The sequence below is a fragment of the Escherichia sp. WS33 genome (assembly GCF_046486385.1).
Classification (GTDB): domain Bacteria; phylum Pseudomonadota; class Gammaproteobacteria; order Enterobacterales; family Enterobacteriaceae; genus ECMA0423.
Window position 1 is genome coordinate 1 of the sequence record NZ_JBJQLJ010000023.1, and the last position, 13,616, is coordinate 13,616.

Here is a 13,616-nt window from a genome sequence, read left to right on the forward strand (position 1 = left end):
GCGCTGTGTCTGGCATGCCTGCAATCCGGGAAACCGGACCAGGAAAAAACTTGCAGGCCATAACAGTATCTACGCTAGCTGTGCAATCCATTGATTTTGCACAATTTTGTAGGCTGGATAAGGCGTTCACGCCGCATCCGGCATGAACAACGCGCACGTTGTCAGCAATCTGAGCAAGTCTTACTTCACATCATCCGGCAGCGCATAAGCCACAATATAGTCGCCCATCTTCGTACCAAATGAACCGTGACCGCCTGCGGAGATCACCACATACTGCTTACCATTCACTTCATAGGTCATTGGCGTAGCCTGACCACCCGCTGGTAAACGACCCTGCCACAGTTTTTCACCGTTGCTCATGTTGTAAGCGCGCAGGTAGTTATCTGCCGTAGCGGCGATAAACAGCACGTTACCCGCCGTGGAGATTGGCCCGCCCAGCATCGGCATACCCATATTGAACGGCACCGGTACAGGCATCGGGAACGGCATACTGTCCTGCGGCGTACCAATACGTTTCTTCCACACCACTTCATTGGTTTTCAGATCCAGCGCCGAGATATAACCCCATGCTGGCTGTTTACATGGCAGACCAAACGGTGAGAGGAACGGGTTGAGCGTGACACCATACGGTACACCGTACTGTGGCTGAATGCCGGATTCCGTACCCGTGCCTTTGGCATCTTTCGGCTGCTCCATCGGGTTACCCGGACCGCGTGGGATCAGTTTCGAAACAAACGGCAGTGCCATTGGGTTGGCAATTGCCACTTCACGATTTGGATCAACGGAAATCCCGCCCCATTCAAACATTCCCAGGTTACCCGGGAAGACCAGCGTGCCCTGTTCAGATGGCGGCGTGAAAATGCCTTCATAGCGCAACTGGTGGAACATCACGCGGCACACCAGTTGGTCAAACATGGTGGCTCCCCACATATCCGCACCGCTCAAATCTTTCTTCGGACGGAAGCTCAGTTCAGAGAACGGCTGGGTCGGAGTAACGTAATCGCCTTTCGCAGCACCTTGCGGCACCGGTTTTTCCGGGGCCGGAACCACCAGTTCGCCATTGCGACGATCGAGCACAAAAATGTTGCCGGTTTTCGCCGGAGCGTAAATAACTGGCACTTTCTGACCATTAACGGTGATGTCCGCCAGCGTCGGCTGTGCCGGAAGATCCATGTCCCACAGGTCGTGGTGAACGGTCTGGTAGCTCCACGCCAGTTTCCCGGTAGTGGCATTCAGCGCCAGAATCGAGCTGGCATAACGTTCCTGTTCCGGTGTGCGGTTACCGCCCCAGATATCCGGCGTGGTCACGCCCATCGGCAGATAGACCAGATCCAGCTTCGCGTCATAGGCCGCTGGTGCCCAGGAGTTTGGCGAGTTAAAGGTAAAGGTGTGTTCGTCAGACGGGATTGCGTTCGGATCTTTCGCGCCGGGATCAAAAGCCCACAGCAGCTCCCCGGTGTTGACATCAAAACCACGGATCACGCCAGACGTTTCGCGGGTTGAGAAGTTATCGGTAACTGAACCGGCCATCACGATGGTTTTATCGGTGATAATCGGTGGCGAAGTCGGTTCATACAGACCCGGTTTGGTGTCTGGCATATTGCTTTGCAGATTGAGCACGCCTTTATTGGCGAAGGTTTCGCACAGTTTGCCGTTTTCAGCGTTAATCGCAATCAGTCGACCATCATTGACCGGAAGAATGATACGACGCGGGCAATCCGCCATCACTTCCGGCGAAGCCGTTTCTGCTTTGGCTTCATGATAAGAGACGCCACGGCAGGTTACGTGCTGGAAAGACTCGTTAGTTTTCAGCTCAGGATCGTAATGCCATTTCTCTTTGCCGCTGGCGGCATCGAGCGCAAACAGGCGCTGGTGAGCGGTACACAGGTAAAGGGTGTCGCCCACTTTAATCGGCGTCACTTCATTGGTGATTTCGCCCGGATCGTTCGGCTGCTTCACATCGCCAGTACGGAACACCCAGGCTTCTTTCAGATTATGGACGTTATCGGCGTTAATTTGTTTCAGAGGTGAAAAGCGTTGACCTTCCTGATTGCGACCATAGGCAGGCCAGTCCTGATCGGCAACGGGTGAGATAGCTTCCGCAGGTGTGGCATTGGCGCTTAAGGTGCCGTTGATTTCCTGCGGATCGTTAAATCCGGCCCAGGTCAGGATACCACCGCTAATCAGCAGTGCCACCACCAGTGCGGCAACTGCGCCGCTGGCAGGAATGACCAGGCGACGCCAGACAAACGGCAGGATCAGCCAGATGCCGAAGAAGACCAGAATGTCGCTGCGCGGAGTCAGCGCCCAGAAGTCGAAACCAACTTCCCAGACGCCCCAAATCATGGTGCCGAGCAGCAGGGCTGCGTACAGCCAAAGCGCGGCACGTTTACTGCGCCACAGCATCCAGGCGACGCCGAGCATCACAAGACCAGCGATAGGGTAGTACCAGGAGCCGCCAATCGCGACCAGCCAGCCTCCGCCAATGAGTAGATACAGCCCGCAAAGCGCTGCAAAAAGGGCTGTTAGCGTGACGAGTAATCGTCGCGAGCCTGTATTGTTAATTGCCATAAAGAGACACCATTTCAATTCATTAATATTTTAGTAGCAATTAATTATAGGTTTTAACATGTGTGATCGTCATCACAATTCGAGCTTTATTAACAGATTCCGCGAATGAATAGTTTTACTGGTATACTGCGTGTCTTGCGCTTTGTTGCGGTGCCAAAACCTGCCCGTGCGAAGTGATTTGTTTTTAAATCATATGGTTAGAGATATGAAACATACTGTAGAAGTAATGATCCCCGAAGCGGAGATTAAAGCGCGTATCGCCGAACTGGGTCGTCAGATTACTGAGCGTTACAAAGACAGCGGCAGCGATATGGTGCTGGTTGGTCTGCTGCGTGGCTCATTTATGTTTATGGCGGACCTGTGCCGTGAAGTTCAGGTATCTCATGAAGTCGACTTTATGACCGCCTCCAGCTACGGTAGCGGCATGTCCACCACCCGTGATGTGAAAATCCTCAAAGATCTGGATGAAGATATCCGTGGCAAGGACGTGCTGATTGTTGAAGATATCATCGACTCGGGGAATACACTGTCGAAAGTGCGTGAGATCTTAAGCCTGCGCGAACCGAAGTCGCTGGCGATTTGTACGCTGCTGGATAAACCGTCCCGTCGTGAAGTGAACGTCCCGGTAGAATTTATCGGTTTCTCGATCCCGGATGAGTTTGTGGTGGGTTACGGCATTGATTACGCACAGCGTTACCGTCATCTGCCGTATATCGGCAAAGTGATTCTGCTGGACGAGTAAGTGTGAAGTTGCCGGATGTGTTGCATCCGGCATGGCATTTTTATTTGTGGTTGGCGTGTTTCAGCTTGAGGTTGGAAATCCCGTGACGGTAACGTTGCTCAAGGGTTTCGCGGTTGGTCGCTGTGACATCCAGATCACGCAGCAAGCCGTCGTGAATGCCGTAGGCCCAGCCGTGAATGGTAACTTTCTGCCCGCGTTTCCACGCTGATTGCATAATGGTGGAGTGGCCCAGGTTATACACCTGTTCCATGACGTTCAGTTCACACAAGGTATCCAGACGGCGCTCTTGCGGCATTTCGCCGAGCAATGAGCTATGTTTGAACCAGATATCGCGGATATGCAGCAGCCAGTTGTTGATAAGCCCCAGTTCCGGGTTTTCAACTGCGGCTTGTACGCCGCCGCAACCGTAGTGGCCACAGATAATAATGTGTTCAACTTCGAGTACATCCACTGCATACTGAACCACGGAAAGGCAGTTCAGGTCAGTGTGAATGACCAGGTTAGCAACATTACGGTGAACAAAGAGTTCGCCCGGCTCAAGACCGGTTAAACGTTCTGCAGGAACGCGACTGTCGGAACATCCAATCCATAGAAAGCGCGGTTTTTGCGCTTGTGCCAGTTTCTCAAAAAACCCGGGATCCTCTTCCACCAGCATTTTTGACCATAGTGCATTGTTGCTGATGAGTGTATCTATGTCTTTCATGGAGGTTAACGACCTGTAACCAAATAATTACGTTTGGCTAATATAGGGCAACTCCGGGACGATTTAAACCACAGATAAAGTGTAAGAACGTAAGGTAAGTAAAAATTTATGACCATTGCACTGGAACTTCAACAGCTTAAAAAAACCTATCCAGGCGGCGTTCAGGCGCTTCGTGGGATAGATTTGCAGGTCGAAGCGGGTGATTTTTATGCGCTTCTCGGGCCGAACGGGGCCGGGAAATCGACCACTATCGGTATTATCAGCTCTCTGGTAAATAAAACCTCCGGGCGGGTCAGCGTATTTGGTTACGATCTCGAGAAGGATGTCGTGAACGCTAAACGTCAGTTGGGACTGGTGCCGCAGGAATTTAACTTCAACCCGTTTGAAACCGTGCAGCAAATTGTGGTGAATCAGGCAGGGTACTATGGCGTGGAGCGCAAAGAAGCGTACATCCGCAGCGAAAAGTATCTTAAACAACTCGATCTATGGGGAAAACGCAACGAACGTGCGCGTATGTTATCTGGCGGGATGAAGCGCCGTTTAATGATTGCCCGTGCGTTAATGCATGAACCTAAACTACTGATTCTCGACGAACCGACCGCAGGCGTGGATATTGAACTTCGCCGCTCAATGTGGGGCTTTTTGAAGGATTTAAACGACAAAGGCACCACCATCATTCTCACCACACACTACCTGGAAGAAGCAGAAATGCTGTGCCGCAATATCGGCATTATTCAACACGGTGAGCTGGTGGAAAATACCTCGATGAAGGCGCTGCTGGCGAAGCTGAAATCGGAAACCTTTATTCTCGATCTCGCACCGAAAAGTCCGTTACCGAAGCTCGATGGCTATCAGTATCGACTGGTCGATACCGCGACGCTGGAAGTTGAAGTGCTGCGTGAGCAGGGGATCAACAGCGTATTTACGCAGTTAAGTGAGCAGGGCATTCAGGTATTAAGTATGCGTAACAAAGCTAACCGTCTGGAAGAGCTGTTTGTTTCACTGGTTAATGAAAAACAAGGAGATCGCGCATGATGCATCTTTACTGGGTGGCGCTAAAAAGCATCTGGGCGAAAGAGATCCATCGCTTTATGCGTATCTGGGTGCAGACGCTGGTGCCGCCAGTCATCACCATGACCCTTTACTTTATTATCTTCGGTAACCTGATTGGTTCGCGTATTGGCGATATGCATGGCTTCAGCTATATGCAGTTCATCGTACCGGGGCTGATCATGATGTCGGTGATCACCAATGCCTACGCCAACGTTGCGTCATCATTTTTTGGTGCCAAGTTCCAGCGTAATATTGAAGAGCTGCTGGTAGCGCCGGTTCCGACTCACGTCATTATTGCCGGATATGTCGGCGGTGGCGTGGCGCGTGGTCTGTTTGTTGGCATTCTGGTGACGGCAATTTCACTGTTTTTTGTGCCGTTTCAGGTGCATTCGTGGGTATTCGTTGCCTTAACCCTGGTGCTCACGGCGGTGTTGTTCTCCCTTGCGGGTTTGCTGAACGGTGTGTTTGCCAAAACGTTCGATGACATCAGCCTGGTGCCAACCTTTGTGTTAACGCCACTCACGTATTTGGGTGGGGTCTTTTACTCACTGACTTTGTTGCCGCCGTTCTGGCAAGGGCTGTCGCACCTGAACCCAATCGTTTATATGATCAGTGGTTTCCGCTACGGCTTCCTCGGTATCAATGATGTTCCGCTGGTCACTACTTTTGGCGTACTGGTGGTCTTTATTGTGGCGTTTTATTTGATCTGTTGGTCGCTGATCCAACGTGGACGTGGTTTGCGTAGCTAAGGCTATTTCCTCTCCTCTGGATTTGGGGGAGAGGAGTTTTGACGGCTATCACCCTTTATCAACAATGGTCAGGGTAGACTGATTTTCGGCTAAGGAGGAAGGCGATGTTAGGTTGGGTAATTACCTGTCACGATGACCGGGCGCAAGAGATACTGGATGCGCTGGAGAAAAAACATGGGGCGCTTCTTCAGTGCCGGGCCGTGAATTTCTGGCGTGGGTTAAGCTCTAATATGCTCAGCCGCATGATGTGCGATGCTCTGCATGAAGCGGACTCTGGTGAGGGTGTCATCTTCTTAACCGATATAGCCGGAGCGCCACCGTACCGCGTGGCTTCATTATTAAGCCACAAACACTCCCGTTGCGAAGTGATTTCTGGTGTCACGTTACCGTTAATTGAACAGATGATGGCTTGCCGTGAAACCATGACCAGTTCAGAGTTTCGCGAGCGTATTGTCGAACTGGGTGGGCCGGAGGTGAGTAGTCTTTGGCACCAACAACAAAAAAATCCGCCTTTCGTCCTCAAACATAATTTGTATGAGTATTAACCCACGATTCTTATAGCGCTTTTGCTACAATAAAAGCGTTGTTTCACCCTCGGTTATTTTTTCATGTACAAACAAGCTGTTATTCTCCTGCTGATGCTGTTTACCGCAAGTGTCAGTGCCGCGTTACCTGCCCGTTATATGCAAACCATCGAAAATGCTGCGATCTGGGCGCAAATTGGCGACAAGATGGTGACCGTGGGGAATATTCGGGCCGGGCAAATCATTGCCGTGGAGCCCACTGCCGCAAGTTATTACGCATTTAATTTTGGCTTTGGTAAAGGGTTTATCGATAAAGGGCATCTCGAGCCAGTTCAGGGGCGACAAAAAGTTGAAGACGGTTTGGGTGACCTCAACAAGCCGCTGAGTAATCAGAACTTAATTACCTGGAAAGATACGCCGGTCTATAACGCGCCGAGTGCGGGCAGTGCGCCATTTGGGGTACTGGCGGACAATTTGCGCTACCCGATTTTGCATAAACTGAAAGACAGGTTAAATCAAACCTGGTATCAGATCCGTATTGGCGATCGACTCGCCTATATCAGCGCGCTGGATGCCCAACCCGATAATGGCCTGCCGGTGCTAACCTATCACCATATTCTGCGCGATGAAGAAAACACCCGTTTTCGCCATACTTCGACGACCACCTCGGTACGCGCTTTCAATAACCAGATGGCCTGGCTGCGCGACAGGGGATACGCGACACTGAGCATGGCGCAGCTGGAAGGTTACGTGAAGAATAAGATCAATCTCCCTGCGCGAGCGGTGGTGATTACCTTTGATGATGGCCTCAAGTCGGTGAGCCGCTATGCGTATCCTGTATTGAAACAATATGGCATGAAGGCGACGGCGTTTGTTGTTACCTCGCGCATCAAACGTCACCCGCAGAAGTGGAACCCAAAATCGCTGCAATTTATGAGCGTTTCTGAGCTTAACGAAATTCGCGATGTTCTTGATTTTCAGTCACATACCCATTTTTTGCATCGGGTGGATGGCTATCGCCGACCCATATTACTGAGCCGTAGTGAGCACAATATTCTGTTTGATTTTGCACGTTCACGCCGCGCTCTGGCGCAATTTAATCCGCATGTCTGGTATCTTTCGTATCCGTTTGGCGGATTTAATGACAAAGCCGTGAAGGCAGCAAACGATGCCGGATTTCACCTGGCGGTGACAACCATGAAAGGCAAAGTAAAACCGGGGGATAATCCGTTGTTACTAAAACGACTTTATATCTTAAGAACGGATTCGCTGGAGACGATGTCGCGGCTGGTGAGTAACCAGCCGCAGGGATAACAATCAAGCAACCTGTACCGGAATCGCTTTCGCGGTACGTTTCATTTCATTGTCGCCTTCAAAATAGGCGACATTGGGTCGCCAGGTGCGAGCTTCTTCATCTGGCATGGTAACGAAGCTGGCGATGATGACAATATCGCCGACGCTGGCGCAGTGGGCCGCCGCACCGTTAACAGAAATAATTCTCGAACCGCGTTCTGCCGCGATGGCATAAGTGGAGAAACGCTTGCCGTTGGTGACATTCCAGATATCGATGGCTTCGTTTTCGAGAATACCGGCTGCGTCAAGAAAATCCTGGTCAATGGCGCAAGAACCTTCATAGTGCAGGTCCGCATGAGTCACTTTCACGCGGTGGAGTTTGCCCTGCAGCATCGTGCGAATCATAACTTCTACCTTTCTACCCTGTCGTTAACGAAGCAGGCGGTGCCTGCTTTGAGGAAATTCTCACGCAGTATTGCCCGATTTTTGATGAGTGTCTACTCATCTGATGGCATTTGCGTCAGCAGTTTGCGTACCGCGCCGAAGCGTGCCATGTATCGCCTGTAACGAATTGAAATTTCTCTGAACGCTGCTCGGTAAACACTAAAGAGGCGGCTGACGACGGCGCGCCTTGACTGGATACTGCCTTCACGCAAGACAACACGGAAGACAGGGAAGATGGATGCACCGAGTACCACACCGCATGACGCGGTATTTAAACAATTTTTAATGCATGCGGAGACGGCTCGCGACTTTCTGGAGATACATTTGCCAGTGGAATTACGAGAACTTTGTGACCTCAACACGCTTCATTTAGAGTCGGGGAGTTTCATTGAAGAGAGCCTGAAAGGACACAGCACGGACGTGCTCTATTCCGTGCAAATGCAGGGCAATCCCGGTTATCTGCATGTTGTGATTGAACACCAAAGCAAGCCGGATAAGAAAATGGCCTTTCGCATGATGCGTTATTCTATTGCTGCCATGCACCGGCATCTGGAGGCGGATCACGATAAGCTGCCGCTGGTGGTGCCGATACTGTTTTATCAGGGCGAGGCCACACCTTATCCGCTCTCAATGTGCTGGTTTGATATATTTTACTCGCCGGAGCTGGCACGACGCGTCTATAACAGTCCTTTCCCGCTGGTGGATATCACCATCACACCGGATGACGAAATCATGCAACATCGGCGGATTGCGATTCTCGAACTACTGCAAAAACATATTCGCCAGCGCGACTTAATGTTATTGCTGGAGCAACTGGTCACGCTGATTGACGAAGGGTACACTAGCGGAAGTCAGTTAGTTGCCATGCAAAACTATATGCTGCAACGCGGTCATACTGAACAAGCGGATTTGTTTTATGGTGTGCTGAGAGACAGGGAAACGGGAGGGGAGTCTATGATGACGCTGGCGCAGTGGTTTGAAGAGAAAGGGATTGAGAAGGGGATTCAGCAGGGAAGACAGGAGGAAAGGCAAGAATTCGCCCTGCGTCTTCTAAGTAAAGGAATGTCTCGGGAAGACGTTGCAGAGATGACAAATTTATCTCTTGCTGAGATTGATAAGGTAATTAACCTTATTTAAGTTACCTGTGTTATGACAGATGACGTGGGGTAAATTAATAACTGGCGCCATCAGCCGTAGCGCCAGTTAAGTATTACGCCAGCTCGACCATTTTGTTGTCGATCAGGCGAGCATCGCCAAGCCAGGCGGCTACCAGAATTACTGCCCGTTTGCTGGTTTCAGAAACTTCCAGCAATGTGTCGGCATCGCGAATCTGAATATCATCGGCGCGGAAGCCTTTTTCATTCAGTTCTTGCCCCGCAATGGTAATAATTTCATCGAGATCCCGTTCCCCAGCCTGCAATTTGTCAGCAATCGAACTTAAAACTTTGTACAGACCAGGCGCAATTTTGCGTTGTTCCGCCGTCAGATAACCGTTACGGGAACTTAGCGCCAGACCGTCTTTGGCGCGCATAATTGGCACACCGACAATCTCAATATCGAAGCCCATATCGGCAACCATTTTGCGGATCAGCGCCAGTTGCTGAAAGTCCTTTTCACCGAAGCAGGCGATGTCCGGCTGGACCAGGTTAAACAGCTTGCTGACGATAGTCGAAACGCCGCGAAAATGCCCCGGACGGCTCGCGCCTTCCAGCATGGTCGAAAGCCCGGGAACGTCAACGTAAGTATGGGTTTCAGTACCGTTCGGGTAGATCTCTTTTACCGAAGGGGCGAAAACTAAATCCACTTTACGTTTGTTTAGCTTCTCGCAGTCCTCCTGCAAGGTCCGTGGATAACGTGCCAGATCTTCCGGGCGGTCGAACTGCATCGGGTTAACGAAAATACTGACGACGACCACATCGGCGCGGGCTTTGGCTTCGTCGACCAGCTTCATATGGCCATCGTGCAGATTACCCATAGTAGGCACCAGCGCCACGCGCTTGCCTTCCATACGCAGGCGGCGAATTTGCTGACGCAGCAGCGGCAGGGTTTCGATAATTAACACAACGTGACTCCTTAATGGAAACTGTGTTCTTCGCCCGGATAAACGCCGGACTCCACTTCAGCCATATACTGCCGCACAGCCGCGCGGATGTCGCCCGTTTCGGCGAGGAAATTTTTAGCGAATTTAGGAATGTGACCGCCGGTAATGCCGAAGGCGTCGTGCATCACGAGGATCTGCCCGTCAGTGACGTTGCCTGCGCCAATGCCAATAACCGGGATCGCCAGTGCTTCGGTAATACGTTTTGCCAGTTCAACCGGCACGCATTCCAGCACCAGCAGCTGTGCCCCAGCGGCTTCTAAGGCTAATGCATCGCTGAGCAGTTGATCGCCCGCTTCATCGCCGCGCCCCTGAACTTTGTAGCCACCGAAAATATTCACTGACTGTGGGGTTAAACCTAAGTGACCACATACAGGAACGGCACGTTCGGTCAGCATTTTTACGGTTTCGACCAGCCACTCACCGCCCTCAATTTTGACCATATTGGCACCGGCACGCATAACCGTTGCGGCGTTTTCAAAGGCTTGTTCCGGCGTGGCATACGCCATAAACGGCAGGTCAGCCAACAGCAGGCAGTTTGGCGCGCCGCGACGTACGGCGGCAGTGTGGTAGGCGATATCCTCGACGGTAACGGGAAGGGTGGAGTCGTGGCCCTGAACCGTCATGCCCAGCGAATCGCCTACCAGCATGACGTTAAGTCCTTCATCAGCAAATAGTTTCGCGAAGCTGTAGTCGTAAGCGGTGATGGTCGCGAAACGCTTTTTATCCTGCTTACATTTCTGAAGTGAAGCAATGGTGGTCGGTTTCATAACGTGTCCTGATAAATGATGTCGTGTTGCCTGGCATTTTATCAGTCACATTGGTGGGGGCAATGATTTATCAATTACCGCACCGCCAGATGATGGCGGTGCGGTGGACTTATTAAGGGTAGGTTACCTGGAAAGTACTGGTGGCTTTAAACTCACCAGCTTCTATTGGTATAGTTCCATCCTGTTGTAGCGTGGCCTGGAAATGGAGAGGGTATGTTATACCTGTATCTTGATCCGGGTAAACTCCTCCTGTTGTATCGTCTTTGCCTCTCGGGTCGTAATCTTTATAAACAGAATTTGAATCATTAGGTTTCAATGTCATTAGAGGATTTTTACTAGTTGCTAAACCTTCTATGAGTACACCGACTCCTTTTGCTGCGTCATTACCTGTGAGAGTATTACCAAGGAGTTGCCCGTTTTCAGTACCAACCTTTGTTGAAACTAATTTTGTCTCAATATTAGTCACACGAACGCAGTTTTGAAGTGAAATATCAAAAGGAACCGGTGTGGCACCGTTTCTGATTTGTTCTGCACTATATTCACCCATTTTTACCGTAGAACCAGTCACAGAAGTTCCACTAAGCATAGCGGTAAAACAAGTGGGATTAGTCAACTTGACATTGAGCAGATCGAAATCGATTTTGATAAAATAACTATGCTCATTTATACCTTGGCCTGCGCCATAGGCTTTAAATGAATACAGATAATTTGATGAGCTGGATAATTTGATCTGTTGAGTTACTGTTGGATCAAAGTTTGTATCTGTATAGAATTCAATTGTAAGGGTCTGATAAATACCACCTACAGCCCAGTATTTACGGGTGCTATTCGCATTATTGCAACTCCAATATAACACGTCTTCGCTTGGATTATACCACGAAAAATATTGTTCTGCAGAGTCACCAATGTATATCCCAGGTGAACTAACGTTAGTTACGGTACCGTAAGCTGACCACATGTTTGAAATTAATAATGTGTAATACAAACCAGGAACTGATGTATTAAATAATTTATGGGAGCCATACATTTTACCTGAGTCAACCATTGCATTTTCAATACGCATTGCGCTACCACTTGTGCTATCACTTCTGTTGCAATAAAGAAAACCACCACCAGAAGCGGTATCTAACTGACTCCACTGTAATTTTACACCTGTAGGTCCAAGCTGCGTCGGTTTGTAGAAAACTAAATTATTTGTACTTGTTGCATATCTGAATATGACAGTAGCATCGCCATTCGGCCCCGTTTCTCTCCATTTTTGATCTGACGGACCAACGCCGTAACTATTCCCAACAATATATCCTACGTTATCATCAGTGCCAGCACTCGCGGTATAACAACTCAAGCACAGAATTAAAAAAAGAAAATGTCTGAAGAATTTCTTCATTATCACTCCACCATCTACTGCTGTAACAGTCGCAGTTATTTGTTTTGATCTATTATTCGTAGTACACATCAACTAATATATGACTCATTACCTGGCCAGATATGACATCCAGCGCGGGATCGATTTTTTGCATTCTGGCATAAAATTTCCATGAAGAATTATGCAGGGCAGAAGTCATTACTGGATACACGGAACGAGAATTTCCTGCTGAACTAATAACATTGAATATATTGGTCGGGTCCTGAATGGAAAAGAGAACGACACCGACATTTTTAGCCCCGGTTGCGACTTCATTGGCAAATATTTGCCTTGAACCTGCAGCCATGACACCGCTAAGGGCTCTAAAATCAATATGTAACTGATTAAGCACATCGCCAGTTCCCTGTAATGCACAGTCTGATACTGTGACAGTGAACTCTTTTCCACCTGGTTGATAGCTTTCAGGAGTAACATTATCTGAAAAATATCCCACCCCAACGACGCCAAGATCAATATTACCCTGGTTACTGATTCCGCTTTTGCAAGTGCTGTTTTTTACATTGGCAACAAGGTCAATATCCTGCCCAGCGATGGCTGGATAGGTAATGGGAAACTGTAGTGACAGAAACAGAATTATTCTCTTCATCAGCTTACGTTGAGTGGGATGCATATATAGTTCCTGGATCTGTCAGTCTGTTAGTTATAGGTTACTGTAAATGTGGCAGGTGCAGAAAATTTACCCGCAGTGACATTGCTTACGGTTTTATTTTTTTCGACGACCAGTCGAGCACTCATCGGATAATAAACAACCGCGTTGGCTGCATTGGAGATAGTGACCTCTTGAGATGCTGGTGTCACACAACTAAATTGTGTTGCGCTCCCTGTTGCCGGAGTTTCGGTGCTCCAGACTTCAACGGCGACGGCACTTGCTTTATCTGCGGCTGTGGATCCATTTGCGAACCCCGCACCGTCATTAGCAGTACCTTCGCATGTGGCTCGCTTGGTTAATTTTATTTGTGCTTTTTTATTGGGGATACCCGCACAGTCTTTGAATTTGAGTTTGAATGTTTTAACTTTGGTCTTGGCATTGATTTCAGAAATATATACATCGCCAAAGTCAACAACAGAAATGTCCTGATCAGAGTCATTTACTAATGTAGCAGTACAAGTACCTATTTCTACGGTAGTAATCACGGTCAGCCCAATGCTGTCTGTTGCCGCATAAGAGGGTACGCTGAACAATGAGGCAGCCAAAACGACACTGCTGGATAATCCATAACGTAAATTTTTAAATGTCATCTTA

Annotated in this window: 14 protein-coding genes; 6 read left to right on the top strand and 8 right to left on the bottom strand. The window is 49.4% G+C overall.

Annotated elements, in window-relative coordinates:
• Positions 1–180: 180 nt before the first annotated feature.
• Positions 181–2,571 (bottom strand): quinoprotein glucose dehydrogenase, encoded by a 2,391-nt coding sequence (gene gcd, locus ACJHXA_RS17400; RefSeq protein WP_001307572.1) that lies wholly within the window; start codon positions 2,569–2,571, stop codon positions 181–183.
• Between the two features lie 205 nt (positions 2,572–2,776).
• Between gcd and hpt the strand changes: the two genes are divergently transcribed.
• A complete protein-coding gene (gene hpt, locus ACJHXA_RS17405; RefSeq protein WP_000683335.1) occupies positions 2,777–3,313 on the top strand; it encodes a hypoxanthine phosphoribosyltransferase in 537 nt (178 codons plus the stop codon).
• 40 nt (positions 3,314–3,353) lie between these two features.
• On the opposite strand, the gene can is transcribed toward hpt, so the two are convergent.
• Positions 3,354–4,016: a carbonate dehydratase gene (gene can / locus ACJHXA_RS17410; RefSeq protein WP_000651599.1), complete on the bottom strand. Its 663-nt coding sequence runs from the start codon at positions 4,014–4,016 to the stop codon at positions 3,354–3,356.
• A gap of 108 nt (positions 4,017–4,124) precedes the next feature.
• Between can and ACJHXA_RS17415 the strand changes: the two genes are divergently transcribed.
• The 4 genes from ACJHXA_RS17415 (at position 4,125) to ACJHXA_RS17430 (ending at position 7,656) form a co-directional block, all read left to right on the top strand.
• Positions 4,125–5,051 (top strand): ABC transporter ATP-binding protein, encoded by a 927-nt coding sequence (locus tag ACJHXA_RS17415; RefSeq protein ID WP_000150637.1) that lies wholly within the window; start codon positions 4,125–4,127, stop codon positions 5,049–5,051.
• Positions 5,048–5,818, top strand: coding sequence for an ABC transporter permease (locus ACJHXA_RS17420; RefSeq protein ID WP_000972203.1), 771 nt, complete (start codon positions 5,048–5,050; stop codon positions 5,816–5,818). The genes ACJHXA_RS17415 and ACJHXA_RS17420 overlap by 4 nt, the downstream gene beginning before the upstream one ends.
• Before the next feature lie 104 nt (positions 5,819–5,922).
• Positions 5,923–6,363: a PTS sugar transporter subunit IIA gene (locus tag ACJHXA_RS17425; RefSeq protein WP_000901989.1), complete on the top strand. Its 441-nt coding sequence runs from the start codon at positions 5,923–5,925 to the stop codon at positions 6,361–6,363.
• A 63-nt stretch (positions 6,364–6,426) separates the two neighbouring features.
• Positions 6,427–7,656 (top strand): polysaccharide deacetylase family protein, encoded by a 1,230-nt coding sequence (locus ACJHXA_RS17430; protein ID WP_000277877.1) that lies wholly within the window; start codon positions 6,427–6,429, stop codon positions 7,654–7,656.
• 3 nt (positions 7,657–7,659) lie between these two features.
• Here the strand turns inward: ACJHXA_RS17430 and panD are convergent, their stop codons facing one another.
• The gene (gene panD / locus ACJHXA_RS17435) at positions 7,660–8,040 is read right to left on the bottom strand and encodes an aspartate 1-decarboxylase (RefSeq protein WP_000621515.1); all 381 of its coding nucleotides are present in this window, start codon (positions 8,038–8,040) and stop codon (positions 7,660–7,662) included.
• A 273-nt stretch (positions 8,041–8,313) separates the two neighbouring features.
• Here panD and rpnC point away from each other — a divergent pair, with 273 nt between their 5' ends.
• Positions 8,314–9,216 carry a recombination-promoting nuclease RpnC gene (gene rpnC, locus ACJHXA_RS17440; RefSeq protein ID WP_000339945.1) on the top strand — a complete coding sequence of 301 codons (903 nt, stop codon included), beginning with the start codon at positions 8,314–8,316 and terminating at the stop codon, positions 9,214–9,216.
• 73 nt (positions 9,217–9,289) lie between these two features.
• Here rpnC and panC read toward each other — a convergent pair whose 3' ends face one another.
• The 5 genes from panC to yadL form a co-directional block, all read right to left on the bottom strand.
• Positions 9,290–10,141 (bottom strand): pantoate--beta-alanine ligase, encoded by an 852-nt coding sequence (panC, locus tag ACJHXA_RS17445; protein WP_000905383.1) that lies wholly within the window; start codon positions 10,139–10,141, stop codon positions 9,290–9,292.
• Positions 10,142–10,152: 11 nt separating this feature from the next.
• Complete coding sequence (gene panB / locus ACJHXA_RS17450; RefSeq protein WP_000805455.1) at positions 10,153–10,947, bottom strand: 3-methyl-2-oxobutanoate hydroxymethyltransferase; 795 nt, start codon at positions 10,945–10,947, stop codon at positions 10,153–10,155.
• Positions 10,948–11,059: 112 nt separating this feature from the next.
• Entirely contained in the window at positions 11,060–12,403 is a 1,344-nt protein-coding gene (locus ACJHXA_RS17455) for a fimbrial-like adhesin (protein WP_001331232.1), read from the bottom strand.
• Positions 12,387–12,983: a fimbrial-like protein gene (locus ACJHXA_RS17460; RefSeq protein WP_000553764.1), complete on the bottom strand. Its 597-nt coding sequence runs from the start codon at positions 12,981–12,983 to the stop codon at positions 12,387–12,389. The genes ACJHXA_RS17455 and ACJHXA_RS17460 overlap by 17 nt, the downstream gene beginning before the upstream one ends.
• A gap of 26 nt (positions 12,984–13,009) precedes the next feature.
• Entirely contained in the window at positions 13,010–13,612 is a 603-nt protein-coding gene (gene yadL, locus ACJHXA_RS17465; protein ID WP_000143205.1) for a fimbrial-like protein YadL, read from the bottom strand.
• Between the last annotated feature and the right edge of the window lie 4 nt (positions 13,613–13,616).